At 59.1% G+C, this 668-nt stretch carries 1 protein-coding gene; it reads right to left on the bottom strand.

The window, feature by feature from the left end:
* Positions 1–364: 364 nt before the first annotated feature.
* Entirely contained in the window at positions 365–538 is a 174-nt protein-coding gene (locus HAQ05_RS27980) for a hypothetical protein (protein WP_190427654.1), read from the bottom strand.
* Between the last annotated feature and the right edge of the window lie 130 nt (positions 539–668).

The raw sequence follows: 668 nt of genomic DNA, 5'->3' as shown, positions 1-668 counted from the left end.
CAGGGCCGCCGAAGCGTTCAACCCAGCTTCCAACACCGCATCTGCGTGCCGGTTACGTCTCCGGCGCGGACTTTCACCGCCGTGTTGATTCCCATGGGTTGATGCAGGGGGCCGCTTTCGCGGTGTGTTCACTTCCGCATCGGACGGCGATCTAGTTCGGTCGGAGCAGGCACGCCAGCTCATAACGGAACTCTTCTGCACAGAACCCAGGGTGCAGCCTGGGCAGATCGCCGTCCGATGCGGCCTCTTCGAGGCGACCGGGTGGGTTAACCGGATTAGCCCTGACCACCCAGGGCCTCAACCATCACCGGTATAGGGCCTTTTACGTCAGGCGGACGTGGCGCTGGTTGTTCTGGAGGGTGGTTCAGTCGTTCACGTCTTCCACCGATTTCCATTCGCCTCCCCAGTAGCGGGTTGGGTTGAATGGGTCCGAGATATCGATCAGATCCAGCAACCCATCATCGGCTGCCTGGGTGTCATCAATACCTACTTCCTCAGCAGACTTAATCTCACCATCCTCGAAGATCATCAGGTACATAAACTTGCCCTCCAGGGCGTTGTTCGTTGGGTCAGTCGAGCGGTTTCCAAGCCTGCCAAGTGGGCGGACATGCTAACTTGCCGCCGATACGATCTAGGCAGGCCGTATCCCAGAATTCCTGCGGCGTCTG

It is taken from the genome of Pseudomonas typographi, from assembly GCF_014694385.1.
GTDB classification, from domain to species: Bacteria; Pseudomonadota; Gammaproteobacteria; order Pseudomonadales; family Pseudomonadaceae; genus Aquipseudomonas; species Aquipseudomonas typographi.
The sequence above is the reverse complement of the archived record's forward strand: the minus strand, read 5'-3'. Positions and strand labels throughout refer to the sequence as shown.

What these genes read in the sequence shown, in the direction of transcription:
- HAQ05_RS27980 (WP_190427654.1), bottom strand. Translation starts at nt 538, where the DNA reads ATGTACCTGATGATCTTCGAGGATGGTGAGATTAAGTCTGCTGAGGAA.